The organism is Massilia pseudoviolaceinigra (genome assembly GCF_030846505.1).
GTDB lineage: Bacteria > Pseudomonadota > Gammaproteobacteria > Burkholderiales > Burkholderiaceae_D > Telluria_A > Telluria_A violaceinigra.
Map to the genome: position 1 here is coordinate 1 of NZ_JAVCWL010000007.1, position 26,001 is coordinate 26,001.

Annotated in this window: 20 protein-coding genes and 1 pseudogene; 8 read left to right on the top strand and 13 right to left on the bottom strand. The window is 59.7% G+C overall.

Annotated elements, in window-relative coordinates; translation table 11 throughout:
* The coding region (locus tag RBA40_RS08355; protein ID WP_306647479.1) for a protein kinase domain-containing protein at positions 1–2,556 on the bottom strand (2,556 nt) is incomplete at its 3' end.
* Positions 2,557–2,771: 215 nt separating this feature from the next.
* Between RBA40_RS08355 and RBA40_RS08360 the strand changes: the two are divergent.
* A pseudogene (locus RBA40_RS08360) lies at positions 2,772–2,984 on the top strand (transposase); the annotation flags it as partial.
* A 791-nt stretch (positions 2,985–3,775) separates the two neighbouring features.
* Positions 3,776–6,625 carry a TonB-dependent receptor domain-containing protein gene (locus RBA40_RS08365; protein ID WP_306647480.1) on the top strand — a complete coding sequence of 950 codons (2,850 nt, stop codon included), beginning with the start codon at positions 3,776–3,778 and terminating at the stop codon, positions 6,623–6,625.
* 170 nt (positions 6,626–6,795) lie between these two features.
* Here RBA40_RS08365 and RBA40_RS08370 read toward each other — a convergent pair whose 3' ends face one another.
* From RBA40_RS08370 to RBA40_RS08400, 7 genes are all read right to left on the bottom strand, one after another.
* The gene (locus tag RBA40_RS08370; protein WP_306647482.1) at positions 6,796–8,082 is read right to left on the bottom strand and encodes a Glu/Leu/Phe/Val family dehydrogenase; all 1,287 of its coding nucleotides are present in this window, start codon (positions 8,080–8,082) and stop codon (positions 6,796–6,798) included.
* 38 nt (positions 8,083–8,120) lie between these two features.
* Positions 8,121–8,846: an amino acid ABC transporter ATP-binding protein gene (locus RBA40_RS08375; RefSeq protein ID WP_306647484.1), complete on the bottom strand. Its 726-nt coding sequence runs from the start codon at positions 8,844–8,846 to the stop codon at positions 8,121–8,123.
* A 23-nt stretch (positions 8,847–8,869) separates the two neighbouring features.
* Entirely contained in the window at positions 8,870–9,562 is a 693-nt protein-coding gene (locus RBA40_RS08380; protein ID WP_099873273.1) for an amino acid ABC transporter permease, read from the bottom strand.
* Between the two features lies 1 nt (position 9,563).
* Positions 9,564–10,313, bottom strand: a complete 750-nt coding sequence (locus RBA40_RS08385; RefSeq protein WP_306647485.1) for an amino acid ABC transporter permease — start codon at positions 10,311–10,313, stop codon at positions 9,564–9,566.
* Positions 10,314–10,343: 30 nt separating this feature from the next.
* Positions 10,344–11,294 carry a transporter substrate-binding domain-containing protein gene (locus RBA40_RS08390; protein WP_306647487.1) on the bottom strand — a complete coding sequence of 317 codons (951 nt, stop codon included), beginning with the start codon at positions 11,292–11,294 and terminating at the stop codon, positions 10,344–10,346.
* 78 nt (positions 11,295–11,372) lie between these two features.
* The gene (locus RBA40_RS08395) at positions 11,373–12,365 is read right to left on the bottom strand and encodes a porin (RefSeq protein WP_306647488.1); all 993 of its coding nucleotides are present in this window, start codon (positions 12,363–12,365) and stop codon (positions 11,373–11,375) included.
* Between the two features lie 100 nt (positions 12,366–12,465).
* Positions 12,466–12,741 carry a LysR family transcriptional regulator gene (locus RBA40_RS08400; RefSeq protein WP_187362455.1) on the bottom strand — a complete coding sequence of 92 codons (276 nt, stop codon included), beginning with the start codon at positions 12,739–12,741 and terminating at the stop codon, positions 12,466–12,468.
* A gap of 381 nt (positions 12,742–13,122) precedes the next feature.
* Here RBA40_RS08400 and RBA40_RS08405 point away from each other — a divergent pair, with 381 nt between their 5' ends.
* Both RBA40_RS08405 and RBA40_RS08410 read left to right on the top strand, forming a co-directional pair.
* Positions 13,123–14,916: a sensor histidine kinase gene (locus RBA40_RS08405; protein ID WP_306647489.1), complete on the top strand. Its 1,794-nt coding sequence runs from the start codon at positions 13,123–13,125 to the stop codon at positions 14,914–14,916.
* Positions 14,909–16,270, top strand: coding sequence for a sigma-54-dependent transcriptional regulator (locus RBA40_RS08410; RefSeq protein WP_306647491.1), 1,362 nt, complete (start codon positions 14,909–14,911; stop codon positions 16,268–16,270). Before RBA40_RS08405 ends, RBA40_RS08410 begins: the two co-directional genes overlap by 8 nt.
* A gap of 48 nt (positions 16,271–16,318) precedes the next feature.
* On the opposite strand, the gene RBA40_RS08415 is transcribed toward RBA40_RS08410, so the two are convergent.
* A complete protein-coding gene (locus tag RBA40_RS08415) occupies positions 16,319–17,404 on the bottom strand; it encodes a type II asparaginase (RefSeq protein ID WP_306647493.1) in 1,086 nt (361 codons plus the stop codon).
* A 183-nt stretch (positions 17,405–17,587) separates the two neighbouring features.
* Positions 17,588–18,469 carry an amino acid ABC transporter substrate-binding protein gene (locus tag RBA40_RS08420; RefSeq protein WP_306647495.1) on the bottom strand — a complete coding sequence of 294 codons (882 nt, stop codon included), beginning with the start codon at positions 18,467–18,469 and terminating at the stop codon, positions 17,588–17,590.
* Positions 18,470–18,875: 406 nt separating this feature from the next.
* On the opposite strand from RBA40_RS08420, the gene RBA40_RS08425 reads away from it, so the two are divergent.
* Complete coding sequence (locus RBA40_RS08425; protein ID WP_306647497.1) at positions 18,876–20,192, top strand: carbohydrate-binding protein; 1,317 nt, start codon at positions 18,876–18,878, stop codon at positions 20,190–20,192.
* 298 nt (positions 20,193–20,490) lie between these two features.
* Positions 20,491–20,991: a hypothetical protein gene (locus RBA40_RS08430; RefSeq protein WP_306647499.1), complete on the top strand. Its 501-nt coding sequence runs from the start codon at positions 20,491–20,493 to the stop codon at positions 20,989–20,991.
* Between the two features lie 150 nt (positions 20,992–21,141).
* On the opposite strand, the gene RBA40_RS08435 is transcribed toward RBA40_RS08430, so the two are convergent.
* Positions 21,142–22,227, bottom strand: a complete 1,086-nt coding sequence (locus tag RBA40_RS08435) for a DUF4034 domain-containing protein (RefSeq protein ID WP_306647501.1) — start codon at positions 22,225–22,227, stop codon at positions 21,142–21,144.
* A 193-nt stretch (positions 22,228–22,420) separates the two neighbouring features.
* On the opposite strand from RBA40_RS08435, the gene RBA40_RS08440 reads away from it, so the two are divergent.
* Positions 22,421–23,611 carry a DUF4272 domain-containing protein gene (locus RBA40_RS08440; RefSeq protein ID WP_306647503.1) on the top strand — a complete coding sequence of 397 codons (1,191 nt, stop codon included), beginning with the start codon at positions 22,421–22,423 and terminating at the stop codon, positions 23,609–23,611.
* A gap of 91 nt (positions 23,612–23,702) precedes the next feature.
* On the opposite strand, the gene RBA40_RS08445 is transcribed toward RBA40_RS08440, so the two are convergent.
* Complete coding sequence (locus RBA40_RS08445) at positions 23,703–24,152, bottom strand: cupin domain-containing protein (protein ID WP_306647504.1); 450 nt, start codon at positions 24,150–24,152, stop codon at positions 23,703–23,705.
* A gap of 143 nt (positions 24,153–24,295) precedes the next feature.
* On the opposite strand from RBA40_RS08445, the gene RBA40_RS08450 reads away from it, so the two are divergent.
* The gene (locus RBA40_RS08450) at positions 24,296–24,940 is read left to right on the top strand and encodes a response regulator transcription factor (RefSeq protein ID WP_306647505.1); all 645 of its coding nucleotides are present in this window, start codon (positions 24,296–24,298) and stop codon (positions 24,938–24,940) included.
* On the opposite strand, the gene RBA40_RS08455 is transcribed toward RBA40_RS08450, so the two are convergent.
* On the bottom strand, positions 24,937–25,902 hold the full coding sequence (locus RBA40_RS08455) for an alpha/beta fold hydrolase (RefSeq protein WP_306647506.1): 966 nt from the start codon (positions 25,900–25,902) through the stop codon (positions 24,937–24,939). The two genes, RBA40_RS08450 and RBA40_RS08455, sit on opposite strands and share 4 nt — an antisense overlap.
* Between the last annotated feature and the right edge of the window lie 99 nt (positions 25,903–26,001).

A 26,001-nucleotide genomic window follows, 5' to 3' on the forward strand; every position in this document is an offset into this window, starting at 1 on the left:
TTTAAGCACGGCGCTATGAAACGAACGCTCGGAGCCAAGTCGATTGATCCAGTCGAGATGAAGTTGAATAATCGGAAGAATAGCATCACGCCCTTCTTCAGCCTTGACAAGCCCGTTGAGTAGTTCTGTCAACTCAGACTCTGCTGCCGATTCGAAAAGATCGCCTAATCCGTCCATTTTATTTAGCGTAATTTTTAAGCGCGAAAGTCGAGCCTCCGCAGAGTCAATAGCCTCGTTTAAAGCTTCGATATCCAGAACAATATTCTGAGTTTTAACTAGCAGCTCTTCGCGGTCGGGGATAAACCCTTTATCAATAGTTGCTTCGCGTTGCTCGTCAATTTCCGCGCTTCGCGTATGAATTTTCTTGCGCTCTAAGGTTAAAGCATTCAATTGATCGACGGTCTTGCAGAACGATTTCCCGAGCAACTCTGCTTTCAAGTCATAGGAATTCATTCCTGCTTTCTGCGCGTACGTTTCGACGAACTCTTCAGACAGTCGCTCGGCCTTTATGCACCACTCTCTCACCTTATACTCAAGTGTCAAAGCTTCCGCGGCCTTATGAACCTTATGTACGTTTTCCGAACCACTCGAAACCACTCGGACAATGTGTTCAGAGAGACCTTTGTCGACTAGTTTCACGATGATATTATCTAATGCTACATGGGTCTGTGATGATAGCAAAATTCTGCTATTTGGAAACCTTCCAAGGTAAGCACCTATAAGCTCTGCGATTAAGGTGGTTTTACCAGTTCCTGGAGGGCCATTTACCGCCAGAATATTTTGTACGCTAAGTGCTTTGTCTAACACTTGCCGCTTGTCCTCACTAAGAAATTCTGGAAATATCCCGCCAGACATAGACGCTGCTTCCACAGTTTCAGGCGACGATAAGAAATCACGTAGCTGTGGATGTACCGCCCCTCCGGTGCGTATATCATCTAGAGCGGTCCGTTGTTTTTGGATTGATTTTCTTTCCGCTTCAAAGTTTGTTTCAAACAAGACATTTCGACGGGGCACATCCGAGCGGGCCCCTAAACGCAAAGAGAGAATCATCTGATCTGCAATCAGATCAACAACCGAAAATATTAGTGGCTTACCAGTGCCGGTCTGGACCACAAGCGATTCACCAAGTTGATCACGGTCAATTTCCCCCTCAACATTCGCAACATAATTCTCGCCGTCAGAAGCGACATGCGTTGCCCGAATGCCGAGTTGCTTAGTCCTATAGATTCGTTCTTTCTCGCGCAAAAAATCCGACCAACAATCGAACCAATAATTTTTCCTTTTCTCTTCAGACCGTACTGCAGAAACCTCGTCGCTGATTTCAATTCGCGTGAGTAACGCACGGATGTTCGTTCGCGCTAATTTAAAGTCGCTATCTACACCACATACGAACTTAACTGAAGGCACGGAGGAAAGCGTCTCACGTAATTCAATTGCCCTTTGCGGACTCTGAACAGTTAACTTTAGTAGCCGAAGTGCCGCTTCTTCAACTCGACACACTGCTCGGATAGTTGCCCCTATAATTGTAAGAGCATTCTCTTTTTCCTCGTAGGCCGCTGCCCAAACAGAATTAAAATCACTTTCGATAAAATTCGCCACCTCCGCTGGTGGCAGGCTGGCATAGTATTCGATCAATTCGCGTTTAATATTTTCTGACGGCGGTTGGATATAGATTGAGATTTGTTTTGTGGATGCAGCAAGAACAGATAGGTGGTACTCGTCCATATCTGCCAACAATATGTTTGCACCTTCTTGGCGTGAGGACACTTTCAGGCTGAGGGCTGCTGTTAAATGTGCCTTAGGAACGCTTTTATTCCCCAGCCTGTCCAGCGCGCTATTCAACGATTCGTAATCCTTATAAACCTCGCCAGTGAGACAAGAAACCGCGATTGCTGCCCAAGAAAACACGTCTCGTCTAGTGGACTGATAACTATCATCAGGCTCTGGCGGCGTGTATGGAGGAGAACCCGATCTGAAAAATGTCTGATTTAGTTGTGACTGAGTCACGTCTCGAGCTATGCCAAAATCGATTATCTTTGGGGTGTCATCTGAATTATAAAGAATATTTTGTGGTTTCAAGTCGCGGTGCGCCCAATTTCGCCGATGTGCGTAGGCCAGTGCTTCTAATAGCGGGCGACCCGTTTTTTCATAAAATTCAACCCACGGTACCGGTCCTTTCTGCAAAATCTTCTCAGCCAATGAGCCACCGGCCAACCACTCTATTGCTAAGTAATAAATTCCATTGGAAACACCCGATTCGACGTATTGAGCAATGTTTTTATGGGCAAGATCACGAAGTGCACGTTCTTCACGCTCAAATGATAGTTTTGACAAGTTATGATCGGACGTTGGAAGGGATATCTTCACCGCCCGGCTTCCGCCGTAATCGAGATCATCTGCGCAATACACTGCCGACATGCCACCACTATTAGGCCCGGAAGTAATTTTAAAGCGGTTATCGATAATTTGACCGACCATCATAATTTCGGATAAGGAATGATGGCTTTCTTTCCCTTCAGCATCCGGCTCAAATTTATTGTTGCTTTGCTGATTCAAGTTCATGCTCCCATGTACGTTCAGTAAAGCCCCATTCGGAACTGAAGGGCCGGCGCGTCGAACAAATTGGCCGAACTGTCGGCTTGCTGTCGCCGCTGGGTCCAACGTAAATTTACGATACCATATTTCTAGGGTGGCAATAACCCCTGTTTGAGGAGAGTTGTGGCGTCATCTAATTTTTCATAATCGTATCGGGGGCGGAGCAAAGGCAGGCAGTGAAGCACTATTCAGTGGAGCGCAAGCAAGCGATTTGGCGGCAAATGCTGCCGCCAACGAACAAGCTGGTTTCGCAACTGGCTCGGGAGCATGGTATCTCGGAACAGCCCCTCTATTCTTGGCGACGAAATCTAAAAGCCCAGGGAGTGCCGGTGCCCGGAAATGGGAGGAATGCCGGGGAATCGAACTCGAAAGACAAGTTCGGGGTCGTCGACGACCAGGATGCGCTTGGGCCGCTTGTGCGTCTCGACCCAGCGCGCGAGCTCACCAAGCTGCGGCGTCACGCGGTCGATCTGTTCGAGGTAAACGCTGCAGAGATTGTTTTCCTTGGGGCACGCGTCGAACACGTGTTCGCGGGCCTCACCCAGATGGACGGCAAGACGTTGCGCTCCATTGGCCTGGCGCGCGCCACGCTGCTCCTGAACTGAGAGGTCGCTGCTTACAACTTGCAGCGCATCGTCTACTTGAAGGCGGCCGGTGTCGAGGCGTTCTAACGCCCGAGGTCCATCCGGGCCGCCAAATTTGAGCAACGCAGCGTGGAAAAGAGGCCGGAGAACAGCGCCGCTCGCGCAATGCCGGCCACATTCAAACGCCCCGCTCCCTGGCAACCGCAAAATCACGGGTTATTCGACGTGCCTTAAAGCCGAAGGGAGCACGACGGCGGCAACGTTAGTAGACCGCTCACTTCCCGACTCGGAAAGTTATGTACGTTATGCGCCTGAACAGGGCGAAAGACGCATAGATACAAATGGTCAAACTGGTTAGTCTACATTCGCCGAAGCAATTTTCGTAACCATGGCTTCGGCATGCATCAGATATGGCGCGTTCCAGTCGGCTTAAAGCACGCAATTCGCGACGCTACTTGGCACAAGTGGACCAACGGCTTGAGATCGAAATATGCATGTTGCATAGACCTATAAGCCCGGCATGCCGTTCACCAAATACCGATGGACATAGCCGGACAAACCCAGGAATCAACTAACCAAATGTTGGGGAGACACGCGTGAAAGAGAAATCGATTTGTGCAGCGATACGACTTCTATGTATGACAGGTCTGATCGGCGGCAGTACTGCATTTTCCCTGAGCGCTAACGCTCAGGAGGCAGGAATACAGCGAGTGGAAATCACTGGCTCGGCGATCAAACGCATCGCCAAGGAAGGGGCGCTGCCAGTTCAATTTCTGAGCGCGGCAGATATTCAAAAAACTGGCGCTAAAAGCGTTGAAGAGCTCGTTCAGTCGCTCTCATCAATGCAGGGCTTTACCACTGCCTCGGAGTCCGTCAACGGCGGCGGCGGCGGTGTTCAAAACGCCTCAATCCACAGCATCGGAGCCGCTTATACGCTGGTATTGCTCAATGGCCGCCGGATCGCGTCCTACGGATCGGGCAGCGCCGTCAACCTTGCCAGCATTCCAATGAGCGCGGTCGAGCGCGTGGAAATTCTGACTGACGGTGCTTCGACCTTATACGGGTCCGATGCCATTGCGGGCGTCATCAATTTCATTCTCAAGAAAAACCAGCAGGATTTTCGCTTTGATGCTGGCGTGAATCGGCCAGGAAAAAAAGGTGGCGGAAACTCCAATTTCTCGATGTCCAAAGGGTTCGGGGACCTCGACAAGGATGGCTACAATTTCCTGGTGACGTACGCGCATGACGCTCAACGTGAACTCAATGCGAAGGATCGTGATTTCGCAAAAACCGGACTGAGGCGTTTTAACGAAAACGGAAAGACGTATTCCACTTACCTTCTGGCGGCCAATACCGCACCGGCGTCGGCCACGTTGAGCCTCAAGGACAACACGGTGAAGATATTTTCGCCTGATTACTATAAAACCGGCGCCTGCGCTCCTGACACCGCATTTGTTGGCACGGCAGATGACAAGTCGTGCTGGTACGACTACGCGGGGACTGTTCAGCTGGTTCCGAAGTCTGAGCGGGACAGTCTCTTCTCGTCTTTCAACATGAAGCTCAATCCTGAGCTGAATATTTTTGGTGAGCTTGTGCTCTCAAAATACAAGCAGACGGCGCGCTATGCGCCCGCCGCTCAGCGCCTGAGTCTGCCGTTGACCGGGGCTCTCTATGCCAATGAAGTGGTGCCGTATCTTGGTAAGATTGGCGTGTCGCCAGGCGACGTGGCATCCGCCTCGATGAATATCCGGTTCACGGACGCCGGAGGCCGGACCAGGGACTATATTACAGATGCAAAGCATCTGGCCTTTGGCGCTTCAGGCATGAAGAACGGCTTCGATTACTCGGCATCGTTTACACACTCCGAGAATAGTCAGGAATCCAATTTTGTGGGCGGCTTCCTGAGCAAGAATGCCTATAACGACATTGTCGCTTCCGGTCAGTTCAATCCGTTCGGTCCATCGGGTAGTTCGTCTGCAGTCCTGGCGCCGGCAATTCTGCATACCAACGAAAACAAGACCGAAGTAAAACTGGACAGGGTGAGCGGGACGCTCAGCCACGCATTGTTCGACGCACCTGGCGGTACTTCCCAGTTGGCGCTCAGCGGTGACTATTCGCAGCAACGTTACAATTCCATGCCGAGTCCAATCTCGCAAGGGGCGAACGCGCAACAGCCCAATTTTACGGACACCCCTTTGGGTGACTCGGCGGATCACCTGCCTGTCGCGGCCAAGCGCAACAACTGGGGCGCTTCAGCCGAGTGGATGACTCCATTGCATAAGACCTTGGAAGTGACGGCCGCGGCCCGCTACGATGCGTATTCGGCCGTGAAAAACAGCATGGTCTTCGATCCATCGGACGGGAAGCTTCTGCCTCCAGCGGAACAGGGCAATGCCAACAAGAAGGCAACCTACAAACTCGCTTTCCGCTTCACTCCCGTCGAGAATTTGCTGTTCAGGGGATCGTACGGGACGGGCTTCAAGGTGGCGAGCATGGACTCGATCGCGTCGCCGACCGTTCAGGCCGGCAATACTTCCGGGGCTTATGCTTGCCCTGTCAAAGCCCCGGATCCTCGCGCGGCGTACTGTACGGGAACGACGCAGCAGTACTTGCTCACGGGTGGAAATAACCTCTCCGGAGCAAGCGGGTTGCGGCCTGAGACGTCTGAGCAATTCGCAGTTGGTGTTCGATTCGATCCGGTCAAGAGCCTGTCGCTCGGACTGGATTTGTGGTCGGTGAGCATGAAGGATCAGCTCACCACCCTTCCGGAACAGTTTCCCTTCGCAGATCCGGTCAAATTCAACAATAATTTCTCCGTCGTCTATGACCAGGGTATCGGCGCCAACAAGCTGGTCACACTTCTTCCGACATTTAACCTGGCCGCGGCGCGATACCGCGGGATTGACTGGGACAACTCGTATTCAATGAAAACCGGCGTGGGCAAGTTCGACTTCAAGTGGAACGGAACCTACATGTTGAAATCCGAGGTCGACGTGCCTGGATCTCCCACGGAAAGCAGCGTTGGCCGGTTTGATGCATACAACAACGTCACCGCGCGCATTGTTTCGCGGCTGTCGGCCAGCTGGGCCAGTCTTGATACCTACACCAACACCTTGGCGATCAATTTCCGCTCCGGTTATCACGACCAGGTGTTGACGGCGGACGACAACGCGTTAAAGCTGGTCAACGATGACGGCACCTTGCCGGTCGGGTTCACCGGTCTCACACGTGACGTCAAAGCGTTTACGACCGTTGACTGGCAAACGCGAATTCAGCTGAAACAATACGCTAACCTGGGCATTTCCCTGGGCATTCGTAATGTGTTTGATGCAGAACCACCTCTCAGCATTCGTACTGCGGGCGGCGGAAATCAGGCGGGATTCGACGCGCGCTATGCGAGTCCGTTGGGGCGTCAGTTCTACGTCACTGGCGGCGTCAGCTTCTAAAACAAAGGGAAGTGCTCCTGGAGCACTTCCCGCGTCAGTGAGGTTTTGGATCGTCACGGTTTTGGCAAGCTGAGCTTGCCAGTCCCCCTTATTTCCACCATCCAGGCCACGCGCGGCGCCACGGCATGCAGATACATGGCCGCGCTGCCGCAGACTGCCCCCTCAGGCCATCACGGATACAAGCCGCGCACCTCGCGCGCCTGCAGCACGCGCGTGCACGCAACGACGAAGGCGGCCGTCCTCAGCGACACGTCCTTGTCCTGCGCCACCTGCCAGATGGCCGCGAACGCATCGCGCATGATGCGCGTCAGGCGGGCGTTGATGTCTTCCTCGCTCCAGAAAAAGCTCGAGAAGTCCTGCACCCATTCAAAGTAGCTGACCGTGACACCGCCCGCGTTGGCGATCACGTCCGGCACCACCAGCACGCCGTTCTCGCGCAGGATATCGTCGGCCTCCGGCGTGGTCGGTCCGTTGGCGCCCTCAAGGATGATGCGCGCGCGAATCTGGCCGGCGTTCTCCCTGGTGATCTGCTGCTCCAGCGCGGCCGGAATCAGGATGTCGCAATCGACGCTCCAGAAGCGCTCTGGCGCAATACTGTCCTCGGCGCCGGCAAAGCCCACCACGCTGCCCGTCTGCGCCACATGCGCCAGCAAGGCTTCCACGTCCAGGCCGCCGTCATGCACGATCGTGCCGCCGTGGTCCTGCACCGCCACCACCAGCGCGCCGGCCTCCGAAAACAGGCGGGCGGCGATCCCGCCCACATTGCCGAAGCCCTGTACCGCGACCCTGGCGCCCTCGATCTGCATGCCGCACTTGATGGCAGCCTCGCAGCCGGCGACGTACACGCCGCGCCCGGTGGCGTCGCGCCGTCCCAGGCTGCCGCCCAGCGAAATCGGCTTGCCCGTCACCACGCCGGTCGCCGTGCTGCCCTGGTTCATCGAGTAGGTATCCATCATCCACGCCATGGTCTGCTCGTTGGTGTTCACGTCCGGCGCCGGAATGTCCTTGTTCGGCCCGATGATGATGCCGATCTCGCTGGTATAACGGCGCGTCATGCGCTGCAGTTCGCCCTGCGACAGCGTCCTCGGGTCGACCCGGATCCCGCCCTTGGCGCCGCCGTACGGCACATTGACGGCGGCGTTCTTGACCGTCATCCATGCCGACAGCGCCATCACTTCCGACAGCGTCACGTCCTGGTGGAAGCGCACGCCGCCCTTGCCGGGGCCGCGCGACATGTTGTGCTGTACCCGGTAGCCCTCGAAGTGGGCGATGCTGCCATCGTCGCGCTCGATCGGTACGTCGACCACCAGGATGCGCTTGGGCCGCTTGAGCGTTTCGACCCAGCGCGCCAGTGCGCCAAGGTGCGGTGTCACGCGGTCGATCTGTTCGAGATAAACGCTCCAGGGGTTGTTTTCCTTGGGGACGAGGTAGGATGGAATGTCGTGCTGGCGTGTCATGCGGCGGCTCCGTTGTTGTAGTTTGAAGGTGGTGTCTTTTAGTGGATGATCTTGGCCAGGAAGTCGGCCGCGCGGTCCGAGCGCCGGGTGCCGAAGAATTCGTCCTTGGTGCAGTCCTCGATGATCTTCCCCTGGTCCATGAAGACGATGCGGTTGGCCACCCGTTTGGCGAAACCCATTTCGTGGGTGACGACCATCATCGTCATCCCCTCCTGCGCCAGGCCGACCATCACGTCGAGCACTTCGTTGATCATTTCGGGGTCGAGCGCGGAGGTGGGCTCGTCGAACAGCATCGCGATCGGATCCATCGCCAAGGCCCTGGCAATGGCCACGCGCTGCTGCTGGCCGCCCGACAGCTGGCCCGGAAATTTATCCTGCTGCGCCAGCAGGCCGACCCGGTCCAGGTACTTCAGGCCCTTGGCGTTGGCCTCGTCGGCGCTGCGCCCCAGCACCTTGATCTGCCCGATGGTCAGGTTTTCCCGGATCGACAAATGCGGGAACAGCTCGAAATTCTGGAACACCATGCCGATCCGCGCGCGCAGCTTGGACAGGTTGGTTTTCGGGTCGCCCACCTCCACTCCGTCCACCCTGATGCCTCCCTTCTGGAACGGCTCAAGGCCGTTGACGGTCTTGATCAGGGTCGACTTGCCCGAACCCGACGGGCCGCAGATGACCATCACATCGCCTTTGCCGACCCGCGTGGTGCACTCGGTGAGCACCTGGAACTTGCCGTACCATTTGCTGATATTGTTAAGTTCTATCATTCTTCTTCTCCAATTGAAAAGCGCTAGCGGATGATCGCCACGCGCTGCTGCAGGCGGCGCACCAGGGACGACAGCCCCAGGCCCAGGACCAGATACACCAGCGCCACGAAGCTGTACATCTCGACCAGGCGGCCGTCGCGCTGGGCGACCTTGCTGGCGGCGCCGACAAAATCGGGAATCGACAGCACGTACACCAGCGACACGTCCTGGAACAGGACGATCGTCTGCGTCAGCAGCAGGGGAATCATGTTGCGAAACGCCTGCGGCAGCACCACGTGGCTCATGGTCTGCCAGTAGGTCATGCCCAGCGCCCGCCCTGCCCATACCTGGCCGCGCGGGATCGAGCCGATCCCGCTGCGCATGATCTCGCAGTAGTAGGCCGCCTCGAACATGATGAAGGTGATCAGCGCGGACGTGAAAGCGCCCACCTGTACCGGCTCGTTGGCGCCGATGATCCAGGCGGCGATATACGGCACCAGGAAGTAGAACCAGAAGATCACCAGCACCAGGGGGATCGAGCGCACCAGGTTGACGTAGCCGGACGCCAGCAGCGACACCGCGCGGATGCTGGACAGGCGCATCAGCGCCAGCAGCGTACCGAGGACGATCCCGCCGGTCATGGCCAGCACGGTCAGCTTGAGCGTGAAGACCATCCCGGTCTGGAACAGATAGACCCACGAGCGGGCGATCACGTCGAAATCGAAGTCGAGCGCCATCTCAGTGTCCCCCCGCCGCGCCGCCGGCGACGATAAAGCCGGGAATCGCCACTTTCTTCTCGATCCGGTGCATGATGAAAACGACCACGGCGTTGACCAGCACGTAGACCAGCGTCGCGGCGCTGAAGGCCTCGAATACCTGGAACGAAAACTCCTGGATCGCACGAGCGCTCGCAGTCAGTTCCATCAGGCCGATGGTCAAGGCCACCGAGCTGTTCTTGATGATGTTGAGGAACTCGCTGGTTAGCGGCGGCAGGATCACGCGCGATGCCATCGGCAGCAGCACGTAGCGGTAGGTCTGCGCCAGCGTCAGGCCGAGCGCGGTGCCGGCCATTTTTTGCCCGCTCGGCAAGGCGGCGATGCCGGCCGAAACCTGTACCGCCACCCGTGCCGAGGTAAACGTGCCCAGGCACAGCACCGCCGTGACGAACGGCGCGTTGGGCAGGGCCTTGATCCAGTCGCCGAAGGCTTGCGGCAGCACGTCGGGAGCGACGAAATACCACAGGAACATCTGCACCAGCAGCGGCACATTGCGAAAAAGTTCGACATAGCCGTTGGCCAGGCGTACCAGCCATTTGTTCGGTATGGTGCGCACGGTGCCGACCACAAGGCCGAGCGCCAGCGCCATGATCCAGGCCGTCAGCGCGGTGGCCAAGGTCCACATCAAGCCCGAGAATAAGGTGTCGAGATAAGTGCCGGCACCATCGGGCGCAATCTCCCAGAAGATGCGCCAGTTCCAGTGATAGTTCATCGTATTGTTCCAGGCTGGGCTACAGAAAAATTAACGCTTTTTGGAGGCCGCTTTTTGCGCGTCCGGCACCACCGCATACACGGCCGGGTCGGGCGAATCGGTCGGCTTGGCGAGTACGTTGATCAGCTCCGGCGGCATCGGGAAGCGCAGGTTGATGCCCTTTGGCGGAATCGGCGACAGGAACCACTTCTGGTACAGGCGATACACGTCGTCGCCCGACTTGTAATAGGCGATGAGGGCGTCGTCGACCGCCTTCTTGAAGGCCGGGTCGTCCTTGCGCAGCATGATCCCGTACGGCTCGACCGACAGCGCGTCGGCCGTAATCTGGTAGTCGTCCGGCCGCTTGGCGTTGGCGCGTTGCGACGCCAGCAGGATGTCGTCGTTGGCCTCGGCCGCGGCGCGCCCGGTCTCGACCATCAGGAACGATTCGGGATGGTCCTTGCCGACGACGATGGTCATGCCCAGGTTTTGCTCGCGGTTGAGGATCGTCATCTGCTTCAGGGTCGAGGTGCCGGCCGTGGCCACCAAGGTCTTGCCCTTCATGTCGGCCAGCGTATGGATGTTCGACGTTTTTTTGGCCAGCAGGCGGTTGGCGACCACGAACATGGTCGGGGCGAAGGCGACCTGCTGCTGGCGCTCCAGGTTGTTGGTGGTCGAGCCGCATTCGAGGTCGATCGTCCCGTTGGCCATCAGCGGGATGCGGTTGGCCGAGGTCACCGGATTCATCGCCACCTTCAAGGAGGCCAGGCCCGGCTGCTTTCGCAGGGCGGCGACCACCTTCATGCACAGGTCGATCGAATAGCCCTGGTACTGCTGCTTGTCGTCCAGGTAGGAAAAGGGAATGGAACCGTCACGCACGCCCAGCGTGATGACGCCGCTTTTCTTGATCTTGGCCAGCGTGCCGGTCGGCTCCTGCGCCTGCGCGGCGGCGCCGAACAGGGTTGCACTGAGCAGTACAACGAGAGATTTTGCGTAATTCATGTCGGATAACTCCAAAGGGGTGAAGAAGGCACAAAGCGATAATCCGGCCGCCCGGCGGCCGGGGGGAATTCAACAGGATCAGAAGGTGTGGCGCATGCCCAGGTTTGCCCCGGTGTTGCCGGTGCCATCCGTGGTGGCGTTGCCGACCTTGAAGGTGGCGCCATTGCGGTTGCCGATGCGCGCATAGGCCGCGTACACGTCGGTGCGTTTGGACAGTGCATAGGTGTAGCCGAGCGCCCATTGGGAAGCGTCGCGGTTGGCGTGCGTGGTGTCGTCATGGCGGACATACGAGGCGTACGCCTTGTGCGCGCCGAAAGGCACGCTCACGCCGACGATCGCGTCTTCGCTGCGCGCACCGCCCAGGCCCTTGTTGCGCGCGTAGCCCAGGTGCCCTTCGGCCACGCCCCAGTTGTATTTGGCGCCGAGCAGCGTATTGGCGCTGCTGTCGGTGGCCAGCGCATTTTGCTGCTGATGCCAGCCCAGCGAGACGGCCAGGCTCTTGGCCGTATACGACAGCACCGTGCTGTAGGCGCGCCTGGCGGCCGAATTGTCCGGCACTTCACCGACGCCCACGGCCAGTTCCGCCGAAAAGCCATGCAGTGTCGGCGAGGCGTAGCCGGCCATGTTGTCGAGGCGGGCGTTCGAGACCGTGATGTTGCCCGCCTGGCCGGCCAAACCGTCGCAGAACGGATCGACGACGTCGCGCATGGCGCGATAGTACGGCGAATACTGGCGCCCGAAGCTGACCGCACCGAGCTTGCTGGACACGCCCAGGAATGCCTGGCGTCCGAACAGCAGGCCGCCCTGGGCCGAGCTGCCGGTATCGATATTGACGCCGTGTTCCAGGACGAAGTAGGCGTTGACGCCGCCGCCGAGGTCTTCATTGCCTTTGAAGCCCAGCCGCGAACCGGAGGCGACACCGCTGTTGATCGTGTTGACGCTGCCCGCCGCGCCGCCCGTTTCGCGCACCAATCCGACGTCGGCCACGCCATACACGGTAACCGCCGACTGCGCCATGGCGGCCGCCGGAACCAGGCTCGATGCCATGATCGCGATAATGATCTTATTCATTCGTTTCCTCTGTTGTTTAACGTTTTTTATATTTGATCGGCAATACCGCTCCATTCCACGCGGTGCATGGAACAGGTGAATTGCCGCGATGGGGAGTAATCTAAATGGCGCCGCCGGGATAATCCGAAGCGTGCCGCAGGATATGCTTGGCCTTGTGGACCTGTTGCATGATGCCGAGTGCATGGCCGCGGAATACGTGGCCTGCCGGCGTAAGCGAGGGAGGGTTGCAGCTGCGGTCCACAAGCGTGGCGCCGAGCCAGGTTTCAAGCGACCGGATGCGCCGGCTGAATGCCGGCTGGCTGGAGTGCCGCTCGCTGGCGGAACGCGAAAAGCTTCGCGTATCGGCCAGGCAAAGAAAGTCTTCGACCCATTTCATGTCCATTGCTGTCTCCCGCTTATATTTATTTTTTAATGGGCCGGCGCGATTGACCGTCACCCATTGCACTGCCGATTATTCGGCATGTGTTTCCATCCCTACCTCCTATGCATAGCAGTTTGCATGCCAGCAATGTAAATATGGCGAGAAGCGCCCCAGCGCCTTGATTGGAATGGATATTTTCAATCATCGGGAAACGCCGAAAGCTGAGCGCGTGCGGTATTCCACACAAACCCGTTTTCCGGCGTGTGGATTTAGAAACCCGCCCTGTTGGCTATTGCCGAAATTAATATCTGGAAGAATGTTCTGGGGTAAGATAGAACGCAGTCGCCTCCCCTTGCCGGACCGCGCCAACACTAACCACACGCGCCGAGGTGAGCATTGCAGGCGTTCCGACAATTTGCCGTTTCCCGCTCCGCGGGCACAGTCGCGGCATGGGCCGCGATCATCGGCCTGAGCGCCGCCGTCGCCTTCGTGTATGCGTGGAGCGAACGGCGCGGCTATGCGCAGCTTGGCGAGGTCCAGGCGCAGCAGCTCGACCTGTACGCGGCGGCCCTCGAAAGCGAACTGGGCCGGCATGAATACCTGCCCGGCATCGTCGCCCTCGATCATGACGTCCATGCCCTGCTGAGGAACCCGGCCGGCGCCGGCCTGGACGAGCGCGCCAACAAGCGCCTGACCAGCCTGAACGCGCGCGCCGGCTCGCTCGCCATCTTCGTGCTCGACACGGCGGGCCTGGTGCGGGCGGCCAGCAACTGGTACCAGCCGGAGACCAGCGTCGGCATGGATCTGGCAGCCCTGCCGTATTTTTCCGGCGCCATGCAGGGCGGGCCTGCGCGCTATTTTTCGCGCGCGGCGGCGCGCAACTCGCCCGAGTATTATTTCGCGCAGCAAGTGCTGCAAGGCGGCCAGGTGCTCGGCGTGGTGGTGGTCAAGATCAGCCTCGACCCGATCGAGTCGACCTGGGTCGCGGCGGCCGCGCAGCCGCACAACGATTTTTTCATGGTGCTCGACGCCGACGGCATGATCGTTCTCTCGTCCGCGCCCCAGTGGCGCAACCGCAAGGCCGACCTCCAGGCCATCGACCAGGGCAAGCCTGTCGTCGCGTGGCGCGCGCTCAATCCGGCCGCGCCATCGACCCGCTACGCAAGCCAGAGCCGGCCGATGGCGCGCCAGGGCTGGCGCCTGCTCACGCTCACCAATGCCGCCCCGGTCAAGCTGCAGGCCGGGCAAAACGCCGTGGCCGCTGGCCTGTTGGCCGGGTTCCTCGGTTTGCTCGCGATGTTCGTGGCGATGCGCCGGCGCGCGATAGAAAGCCGCCTGCAGGCGCGCGAAGCGCTGCAGCGCGCGCACGACGAATTGGAACTGCGCGTGGCCGACCGCACCGCCGCATTGCATGCGATGAACCGCGAACTGCTGCACCAGATCGGCGAACGCGAACACGCCGAACAGGTGCTGCGCGCTTCCCAGGACGACCTGCTACACGCCAGCAAACTCGCTCTGCTCGGCCAGATGTCGGCCGGTATCACGCACGAAATCAGCCAGCCGCTCACCGCGCTACGCTCGCTTTCCTTCAATGCCCAGCTGCTGCTCAAGCGCGGCGACCTGGCGCGCGTGGAAAAGAACCTGCGCTCGGTCAGCGACCTGACTGAACGCATGGGCCGCCTGACCGAGCAGCTCAAATCCTTCTCGCGCAAGACGCCCCTGGCCATGGCCCCACTGACCCTGTCCAAGGCGGTCGACAATACCTTGCAGCTGCTGGAGAACCGGATCCGCACCGAACACGCATGCGTGCAGCTGGACCTGGCGCCGTCGGTGCGCGCCATGTGCGACGCCAACCGGCTCGAACAAGTGCTGATCAACCTGTGCGCCAACGCGCTCGACGCCATGCTCGACGCGCCGGTCAAGAACCTGGCCATCCGCCTGTGGAGTGCAGACGGACGCGCGCACATCCAGGTCAGCGACAGCGGCGCCGGCATTCCGCAAGCCGTGATGGCGCGCCTGTTCGAGCCGTTTTTCAGCACCAAGCTGCCGGGCCAGGGACTGGGACTCGGCCTTGCCATTTCGGCCGACATCGTGCGCGACTTCGGCGGCGCCTTGCGCGCGTCGAATTGTCAAGGCGGTGCCGCCTTCGAACTGGACCTGCCACTAGTAGAGGAAACAAGTCATGTATGAAGGTTTCACCATCGTGTTCGTCGAAGACGACCTGGCCGTGCGCAGCAGCGTCACCGAAACGCTGGAGCTGGCCGGGTTCCACGTGGCGCCGTTCGAGTCGGCCGAGGACGCGCTAGGGCAACTGCGCAGCAGCTTTGCCGGCATCGTCATCAGCGACGTGCGCCTGCCCGGCATGGACGGATTCGAACTGTTGCGCCGCGTGTGCGCGTTCGACGCCACCATCCCGGTCATCATGGTGACCGGCCATGGCGACGTGTCGATGGCGGTCGAGGCAATGCGCTGCGGCGCCTACGACTTCATCGAGAAGCCCTTCGCGATGGAGCGCCTGGTCGAGGTGGCGTCGCGTGCCATGGAAAAACGCGCGCTGCGCCTTGAAGTGGACACGCTGCAGCGCCAGCTGCAGGATCGGCGCGGGATCGAGGCGACCTTGCTCGGCAACTCGCCGGCGATACGCGAACTGCGGCGCCAGATACTGAACCTGGCCGATACGCCGGCCGACGTGCTGGTGTTCGGCGAAACCGGCACCGGCAAGGAAGTGGTGGCGCGTTGCCTGCACGAGCACAGCAAACGCAGCAAGGCCAACTTCGTCGCGATCAATTGCGGCGGCCTGCCCGAAAGCCTGTTCGAGAGCGAGATCTTCGGGCATGAAGCGGGCGCGTTCACCAGCGCCAGCAAGCGCCGGGTGGGCAAGATCGAGCATGCCGACGGCGGCACCTTGCTGCTCGATGAAATTGAAAGCATGCCGATGGCGCTCCAGGTCAAGCTGCTGCGCGCGCTCCAGGAACGCAAGATCGAACGGCTCGGCTCGAACCAGGGCGTACCGGTCGACTTCAGGATCGTCGCCGCCACCAAGAGCGACCTGAAGGAACTGAGCGCGCAGCAGAAGTTTCGCAGCGACCTGTATTACCGGCTCAACGTCGCCGTGCTCGAACTGCCGCCGCTGCGCGAACGGCGCGAGGATATTCCGATCCTGTTCGAACATTTTTCGCTGCAGGCGGCGCTGCGCTACGGGCGCGAGGCCCCGGCCCTGGCCGCACACGACATGCTCAAGCTGATGGCCGGCGACTGGCCCGGCAACGTGCGCGAACTGCGCAACGCGGCCGACCGTTTCGTGCTGGGACTGCCGGGGATGCACCCGGGCGCCGCCGATACGGCCGCGGCCCCGATGACGCTGGCGCAGCAGATGGACATGGTCGAAAAGACCCTGGTGGAACAGGCGCTCAAGCAGTACGGCGGACGCCCGCAAGCGATCTGCGATGCGCTCGGCATCGGCAAGAAGACCTTGTACGACAAGCTGCACCGGCACGGCATCGTCATCGACGACTTCCGGCCGGTGCCGGGCGGCGCGCTCTAGCCGCCTGGGTAGGGGCCTGCCTTGCAGGGCAGGCTGCCCAGGCAGAACTTAGTAGGTATAGAACATCCGCTGAATCTCCTTGGTGCTGCTGGTCTTGGTCAGCGCCAGCATCAGCAGGATGCGCGCCTTCTGCGCACTCAAGGTGTCGGCCACCACGAAGTCCAGCTCGTCGTCATTGGCTTCGCCGTTGCGCGCCAAGATGCCCTGGCCCACGCGGCTGGCCCGCACCACGACCGCCCCCTTGGCACGCGCGGCAACCAGTGCCGGCTTGACCCTGGCGGCCAGGCTGCCGTCGCCCACGCCTGCGTGGATGATGCCCTTGGCGCCAGCGGCCATGAGCGCATCGACCGCTACCGGTCCGACGTTCGCATAGCCATATACGATGTCCACTTGCGGCAGCACCTGCAGCGCGCTGATGTCGAATTCGCTCTCGGTGGTGTGCTTGCGCATTTGCTGGCGATAGAAGAATGGCTTGCTGCCCTGGATATAACCGAGCAGGCCCAGTTCCGACGTGCGGAAAGAGTCCAGCGTCGAGGTATTGACCTTGGCCACGTCGCGCGCCGACTGGATCTGGTCGTTCATCGCCACCAGTACGCCCTTGCCGACCGCCTCGGGGCTGGCCGCCAGCATCACCGAATTGTACAAATTGATCGGGCCGTCGGCCGAGATCGCGGTCGATGGCCGCATCGCGCCCACCAGCACCACCGGCTTGCGGCTCTTGACCACCAGGTTCAGGAAGTAAGCCGTTTCTTCCAGCGTGTCGGTGCCGTGCGTGATGACGATGCCGTCCACGTTCGATTGGGCCAGCAGCACGTTGACGCGCTTGGCCAGCGTGAGCCAGTGCTCGTTGGTCATGTTCTCGCTGGCGATCTGGAACGTCTGTTCGCCGCTGACGTTGGCCACCTTGGCCAGTTCGGGCACCGCCGCGATCAGGCGCTGCACGCCTACCGTGGCGGCGGTGTAGCCGACCGTGGTGGTGCTGGTGGCGCCGGAGCCGGCGATGGTGCCGCCGGTGGCCAGGATGGTCACGTTGGGCAGTTTGGGCGCGGCTTGTTGCGCCTGCGTGGCCGAGGCCATGCAGAACAGGAGGCCGAACAGCGCGATCATCGATTGCGCGGGATTTTTGTGAAGCATGCGATCTCCTAAAGGGACGGTGGTTTTTTGCAGGCGACGCCATTGTTCATGACGCGTTTTGCCTGCTGCGGGAAGGCGAAAAGTCTGTTTGAGGATTAGTCCTATGATAACGGGCGAAGGAAGCCTGCCTTGCAAGGCAGGCTCGTTGCGCAGGGGCGCGGTAGACCGCGCCAATTCCCTGCTTCACCGGTAGGCGGCCGGGTCGCCCGAATCGGTGGGGGCGGCAATCGCCTTTTTCAGCGCTGGGCTCATCGGTAGCTGCAGCGGCGCGAACCACTTGCGGTAGATCTGCTGCACTTCGCCGGACTTGAACAGCGCGACGATGGCTTCGTCCACCAGTTTCTTGAATTCGGGGTCGCCCTTGCGCACGACGATCCCGTACGGCTGCACCGGCAAATCGGTGGCGGCGATGGCATAGATGCTCCGGTCCTTGGCGGCGGCGACCAGCCCGTGCAGAAGCACATCGTCCATCACGAACGCGACCGCGCGGCCGGCCTCGACCATCGAAAACGCTTCGGCGTGATCCCGGCCCGGAATGATGTGCAGGTCGAGCCCCTGTGCCTGGGCGGTTTCCCCCAGCGCGTGGATGGCCGTGGTGCCGGCCGTCGACACGACGGTCGAGCCCTTGAGCGCTTGCAGCGAATCGATGTGGGCCGTCTTTTTCGCTACCAGGCTGGTGGCCGCGACGAAGGTCGTCACCGAAAACGCCAGCTCCTTTTGCCGCTCGAGCGTGTTGGTGGTCGAGCCGCATTCGATGTCGACGATGCCGTTGACCATGAACGCGTTGCGGTTGGCGGAGGTGACCGGGCGCAGCATCACTTCCAGGCCGGGCGCCTTGAGCCGGGTGCGGATGGCGTCGACGATGCGATAGCACAGTTCGATCGAATAACCGGTCGGCCGCTGCTGCTTGTCGAGATAGGAAAACGGGATCGATTTGTCGCGAAAGCCAATGCTGATGACGCCCGTTTCCGCGATTTTTCGCAAGGTCGGCGACTCTTGCGCCGCGCCATGGGGGGCGAGCGGGAGCAGTGCGGCAAATGCGAAGAGCAGGTGTCTGGTGTTCACGTCGTTTTTTCCTTACGGCCCGGGAATTCCGACCGTCGCATGGCGCAATGTTCCCATGAACAGCTTGTAACGACAATGCTTATGCAAAATTCACATGGGAGGCGATGATGCTCCGGGCAGGAAGATCAACGGGAGCTTTGGGTTCATTGCCGGGCTGCTTGCGCTTGCTGGGGTAGTCGATTGCGTGCGGAGCGCTTAATGACGCTAAGAAACATTGGCGTAAACCCGACAGAACCGGGCCGAAACTCACGTCAGGCTTGTGTGGGTTTTGACAATACGACCAATGTGCAGGATACTCAATCGCAGTGGAAACGCTTCCATCAACATCGTTATCGCTGATAACGCCGCTGGGAAGTGGTTGTTGCCCGAACGTAAAACCCTAACGATAACTTCGGAGACTTTCAACATGAAGATGAAGACGATTAACGTCGTGCTGGCATCATTATTGGCTGGCGGCACTATGGCCGGCTGTGGCGGTAACACGTCGGGCGACAGCGGCGATGGCGGGAAAACGCCCATATCCCTGGCGCAGACAGGTAGTGCGGCTGGTTCCAGCTCCAACGTCGCCGCCGTCTGCACGCTCCAGGCTGAAGACTATGCCAACGCGTTCGACACCACTGCCGGCAATACAGGTAACCAGCACCGCACCGACAACGTCGATATTGAAGCCACCACCGATGCCGGCGGAGGGTATAACGTTGCCTGGACTGCCAACGGCGAATGGCTGGCACACAACAACGTCACCTTCCCTACCAGCGGCGCCTATACCATTGCCTACCGTGTCGCGGCCCCTTCCGCCGGCGGCGTGATTTCGGCCGACCTCAACGGAGGCACGATCCCGCTGGGCACCACCTCGGTCCCCGCCACCGGCGGCTGGCAGAACTGGACCACCGTGCAGCGCACGATTAACGTGAATGCCGGTACCTACAACCTCGGCACGTTCGTCAGCAGCGCGGGCTTCAACCTGAACTGGATCAGTATCGCCGGCGCCAGCTGCGGCACAACGCCTCCGCCACCTGGCGGCTGGACGCTGGCCTGGGCCGACGAGTTCAACGGCACCTCACTGGACACCTCGAAGTGGAACATCGAGGTCAACGGAAATGGCGGCGGCAACAACGAGCTGCAGTACTACACCGCACGTCCGGAAAACATCCGTGTCAGCGGCGGCGAACTGGTCATCGAGGCGCGCAAGGAAGCCTATATGGGCAAGCAGTACACCTCGGGCCGCATTACCACCCAGAACAAGGCCAGCTGGCAGTACGGGCGGATGGAAGCGCGCATGAAGATCCCGACCGGCAAGGGCACCTGGCCGGCTTTCTGGATGCTGGGTAACTCCATCAGCAGTGTGGGCTGGCCCGCAAGCGGTGAAATCGACATCATGGAGCACGTCAATTCCGAAGCGGTTACCCACGGCACCATCCACTGGTCGGATCATAACAACGCGTATGCCAATTATGGCGGCCCATCGGGCAACCTGGACTTCTCGCAGTTCCACGTGTATGCCGTGGAGTGGGATGCCTCCGTGATCCGCTGGTACGTGGACGGTAACAAGTTCCACGAAGTCAATATCGCCGGCGGCATCAACGGCACGTCGGAGTTCCATGCGCCGTACTTCCTGCTGTTTAACCTGGCCGTCGGCGGCAACTGGCCTGGCAGCCCGGATGCATCCACCGTGTTCCCGAACCGGATGCAGGTCGACTACGTCCGCGTCTATCGCAGGTAATCCAGAGCTGGAGAGGAAGCATTTTCTCTCCATCTGTTCACCCAACATGGCGCCCCGAAAAGGGGCGCTGTTATTTCCGGGTCCAGCTCTGCCAGCAATGACAGCCGCGCGCTCGTCGCGGCAAGGTTCTGGAACCGGGCTGCTGCCTCCTCGACCAACTTGCCGAAAACTTCGCTACCTGTAGAATCAAGAGCTTAGCCTGGAAAAACCCGGCCAACTTTATTAGCTCTATTCAGTGAGCGCACTCGTGTGCACACTCAATAAAGTCAGACAAAGAACTGTCAGGACAAACTGAAATATGATCATCGACACCTTTTTGACGACCGATCCATCGACGGTGAAGACGCGGCCAAATGGGTCAGCTACAGGGGTCCTCTTCCTCAACATCGGAGGCGTTGCATTTCCGACGGAGGGGTGGGACGATTTTGTGGTCACCATCTTGGGATGGTGGGCCCAGGCACTGCTGCGCTTGTCGGTTAACGATCGTTGCACCGTGACCGTGCCTTTCATGGAAGGAGATTATGCGGTGAAAGTGCTGAAAACATCCGCCGCAACATTTGAGTTCCGGGCCGTGAACGGAATATCGAGCGGCTTCGAAACGGCGACAGGCGAAGCTGCGGCCAGGCCGTTTATCGATTCATTTATTTTGCAATCGCATCGCATCCTTGGCGAGTGCAAGCAGCAAGGATGGTGGTCGGCGAATGAGGATGCGCTGGCCTCGTCATTAGAGGCGCTCGAGTACGAGTTGAAACGCTTCGGCCCTGGCACTGATCAGGTGGCAAGTCCAGCAAACCGGTAAGCAGTACGATCACGGCACCACCACGGATTTGACCTTTGGTGCCACATCAGGGTCGACGAATGTGAAACGCGCTGTTGGCGCCCCACGTCGCCACCATCAGGCTGCCGTCGGGGGCACGTGCCAGACCCACGGACCTGGCCACCCTCTGGCTCACTTACAGAAATAGGCACCTGTGTCCGCACGCGTGAAGCACGCCGGTTTCTGGTCGAGTCCGCTCAACTTGGCATACGCGGTGCAATATGCGTATTGATAATCGTTGCTCCATTTTTTCGGATCGAGATCGTTTCCCAACAGGGCCAGTTGCTCTCTGAGGGTGGGTTTGTCTTCAGCCATGCATGCGTACAGAGCGTAATTGTTTCTGGTCCTTGTGTCGGAATACAGGCGAAGATAATCCTCGAAGCCTGCCTTCATTCTTGTCCAGTTGGCGCCCCCTGTCTCGAACATGTCCGGCGATTGCGCTATGGTCCAGTGAAGACGTGTGTACATGGTGTCTCCGAGGCGCGCCTTGGTCAGCTGCGCAGCCCGGTTGATCGCGCTGAGCACTTCCTGATCGGATCCATACCATTTCGCGTCATGGAATGCGATGTTTGTGTAGTGAATATCGAGGTAATAGGGATCAACCTTGGCCGCTTTGTTATACATGGCGTCGAATTTGGCGGGCGCCCATCCCTGGGCTAAACCAACCGTCAGCATTCCCTCATACCAGGCTGGATTATTTTTGCCGGGGCCGGCCAGCTTATCGAGTTGCCGTTTCGCCGAAGCCATACGCTGCTCGAATATTTTCTGCGATGCGTCGCTGACTGTCGAGGAGTAGCCGGATCCGCGTGCGTACCACGCATAATCGGCAGCGAAAAAAGCGAGCGCCAGTTTGGCACCCATCGACGTGGGCGACGATTCAAGCCAAGCTGACAACGAAGCCTGATGGGCCAGCCACTCCTCGTCCGAGCGTTTCGGGTTTGTGCAAGCAACGTTAAACGTTTGCGCGATCCCGCTGAAAAAAGGCGATAGGGCAGAGACGCCGTCGGGTGTTTTAGCCATCTTCTTCGAATATTTCGTGTACAACTCATCTAGTTTCTTATAATTCTTTTCTTTCATGAGCTTATGAACCTCATCCGAGACAATTTCCGCAGGGCGGATGTGATTGTTTTTCGTGCAGGCGCTTGCCGTGTTGATGGAAGAAATCAGGGCCAGGAGCAATGCTGAAACGGTCGTGCTACTTTGCCAGTTGAGTTTCATGGAATATTTGATGGTTAAACACGAAAGAAAATGATTGTATCAAGCCGCGCGGGAGCATTCTGTCGATACCAGAGCTTTCTATCATTTAAAGCGAAAGACGCCGTGATGGCATGGTTCGAGGGCGTTCCTGCTTAGCAGCTGGAACACTACATTTGCTTTCAATTAATTTAACGACTCAAGGATACATCCGACCATGGCAACTGAACCCATCGCGCTCTTCGCCGAGAAAAAAAATCCGGCACTTGTCATTGCCGTGTTGCGGAAAATGAATGCCTTGTACACGATGGTCGGAACGGAAGACGCGTGGAGCGAAATCGTCGTCACACATGGTGGACGGTTGACGAATAATCAGCTGAGAATCACCCACGATCCCGATTACTACAGCGGGCCGGGGTGGCAGCTTCAGATGAACGGCATGCGCGGCTATTTCTCGCGCTTTCCGGAAGCGCCGGAACAGGCACAGGTGCTCGCCCTGACTGAAAAATTCGGTTTCGCACTGGGCACGATCTGCGATCCCGATGCCGAACCCGGTGACGAACGATACGCGGTTTTGTCGGCGATAGCCGAAGCGCTGGACGCGGTATGGTTCACCCCCTCTGCCATGCGCGATGCCCATGGCAGAGTGCTGTACGGCGTCGCGGAACGGGACCCAGAGGCAAGGTGGCCGGCATATACCCCTATCCTGCCAGCGCCTGACTCGGTTAAAAACCAGCAACTGGCATTGAAACAAGGGGTTTTTGGCGAACTGGCCTCACTCGGCTTTCAGCCGGCCGAGTCCTTACCCCTGCCCGACCTCGACGTCCGTACGCGTGATGCGCACGAGGTCTGCACGCGGCTGATGGCATTGCAGGCCGTATTCGCCTGGGCCGCAATGCCTGAACATGTCGGCGCGACGGCGCTCCTGCAAGGCTATATCGAGCGCAACAATTTGCGCGCATCGATGACGGAAAGCGAACGTGCACTGATTAATCTGCCGCGCCAGCAGTCGCAATCGCTGTATGCCGATACGGTCGGGTGGAGGCTGGAAAACATGTGGGCACTGGCATGGATCGCAGGCTTCGAGCCGGTGCCGGCACTCGATGCCAGCCAGATTTCCGATGAAGTCATCGAGGCGATGCTGTTTGACTTTCTGCCTGCCTGGGCTGACAATGCCGCCGATTTCTCGGCGGGCGTCTCATTGCGCCCGGCCAGCGAGGTGATTTACATGGAGTACAAATTCTACTGCGCCCATAACGCAGTCCGAAGTGCCCAACTGGGTGGCGCCACCGTGCCCGCGGGTTTCGACCCAGTCATGCATGGCGGCGCCGTTCACGAACGCCGCCACTCCCTCACGTGGGCGCTGGCACCAGAGGATGACTGGGACGATACCGATCTGAGCACCTGACGCGCGCGCGCGGGTCCTCGATGGCGTTGAGAGCAAAGCGTCCGCGCCATGCGTCCGGAAGGAGTCGACCGGCAAGCGATGCGCCCGCTGCTTATTTGTCGAGAATCACGATCGGCTGATTTTTTTCCACCAGATAGGTGGCCAGCTCGGACGTGATGCCGGTTCCGGTATTCTTTGCCGAGTGCACCGCACCGGCCGGAATGTAAATCGATTCGCCGGCCTGCAGACGCACCGTCTTGCCGTTCAATTCATACTCGATCGAACCGCTCAGCACATACGCAATTTCCACACCCGGGTGCGAGTGCTTCGGAAACGAGGCGCCTGGCGCGAAGTCGACCCGGACCTGGATCGCCTCTCTTTTATTGTCGAATTGACTGCGCACGGTTTCGGTGCGGGCAATCCCTTTGGCATCGAACTGAGGTGCCGGCAACGGCGCCGCGGCGACCTGGACGGAAGCGCCGGCTGCCGGCTGTGCCATGACCGGCGCGGACATCAACGCCAGCGATACCGCGCTAAGCGCGATCTTCATAATGAAACTCATGATTTCTCCTGTGGGGCGGCTGGCGTCATGCCAGCCGTATTTCTTGTTAATCTGAACGGACAAGCGGTGTTCGCCGATTGCCCTGTCTGTTTGTGTATTACACTGCACGCATTTCCGCCGCCCACCATCACGGAGTGCACGTCTTGAGCAGTACTGAACCATCCAGCAGCAAGCCGATCCGCATCCTTCTGGTCGACGACCATCCCATGATCCTGGCAGGACTGGCCGACACCATTGCCAGCGAACCCGGCATGTGCGTGGTGGGCGAACTCGAGGACGGCGTCGGCGTTCTCGATGCGTTCGAGGCACTGCGCCCGGACATCACCATCATGGACATCGCCATGCCCCGCATGGACGGCCTGCAGGCGCTCGAAGCGATGCGCCAGCTGCACGGCGGCGCCCGCGTGATCATGCTCACGACCCTGGCGGGCGATCACCAGATGCGCCGCGCGGTCGAACTTGGTGCGGCCGGGTTCCTGATGAAGCACAGCCTGCGCAAGGACCTGATCGATGCGATTGTCGCGGTGCACGCCGGCAGACGCTGGATCCCTTCCGACGTCGCGCGCACGCTGGTCGAACACCTGGGCCAACCCAAGCTGAGCGAGCGTGAGGCCGAGGTGCTGCGCAGCGCCGCCGCCGGCAACGCCAACAAGCAGATCGGGGCGCTCCTGGGGATCGCCGAAGACACCGTCAAGGCGCATATACGCACCATCCTCGCCAAGCTGCACGCGCATGACCGTACTCACGCGGTCGCCATTGCGGTCAAGCGCGGCATCATTTCCCTCTAGCCTGCGCCCTTGAGAAACGCCAGCAGGTCGCTGTTCACCCTGTCTTTATGGGTGTCGGTCAGGCCATGCGGCGCGCCCGGATAGACCAGCAGCCTGGCGTGCTTGACGATGGCCGCGGCGGCGCGCCCGGATGCGTCGATCGGAACGATCTGGTCGTCGTCGCCATGGATGATCAAGGTCGGCTTGTCGAATTTACGCAGGTCGTCGCGGAAATCGGTTTCGGAGAACGCTTTGATCGAGTCATAGGTATTCTTGTGGCCGGCCATCATGCCCTGCATCCACCAGCCGTCGATGAGGCCCTGCGACACCTTCGCGCCCGGGCGGTTAAAGCCGAAGAACGGACCGGCGGCGATATCCTTGTACAGCTGCGAGCGGTTTGCCATCGAGCCGGCGCGGATGCCGTCGAATACCTCGCGCGGCAGCCCGCCGGGATAGTCCGCGGTCTTGAGCATCAGCGGCGGCACGGCGGACACCAGCGCCAGGCCGGCCACGCGTTTGGTGCCGTGGCGTCCGACGTAGCGCGCCACTTCGCCGCCCCCGGTGGAAAAGCCGACCAGTACCGCGCCCTTCAGGTCCAGCGTCTCGACCAGCTGGGCCAAGTCGTCGGCATAGTGGTCCATGTCGTTGCCTTCCCACGGCTGGCTCGAGCGGCCGTGGCCACGGCGGTCGTGGGCGATGCAGCGGTAGCCATGATCGGCCAGGAACATCATCTGCGATTCCCAGCTGTCCGAGTTCAGCGGCCAGCCATGGCTGAAGACGACCGGTTGGCCGTTCTTCGGCCCCCAGTCCTTGTAGTACAGCGTGACGCCGTCGCGCGTGGTCAGGGTGGCGGGCGGGCGAGTCCGGTTCGATGGGGCGGCGGCGGCGGCGGCGGTGCTGGCGAGCGAGACGCCGGCGGCAGCCGTGGCCGCGCTCAGCAGCACGTTGCGGCGGCGCTGGTCCGGATTGGTATGGTTGGTCATGCTTTCCTCTGTAGTAGTCAATAGCGGGCACGGTGAACATGCCGGCCATAGCGTACCGTGCAGGGCCGCGGGCGCCATCGACACGCGGAGTGCAAGCGC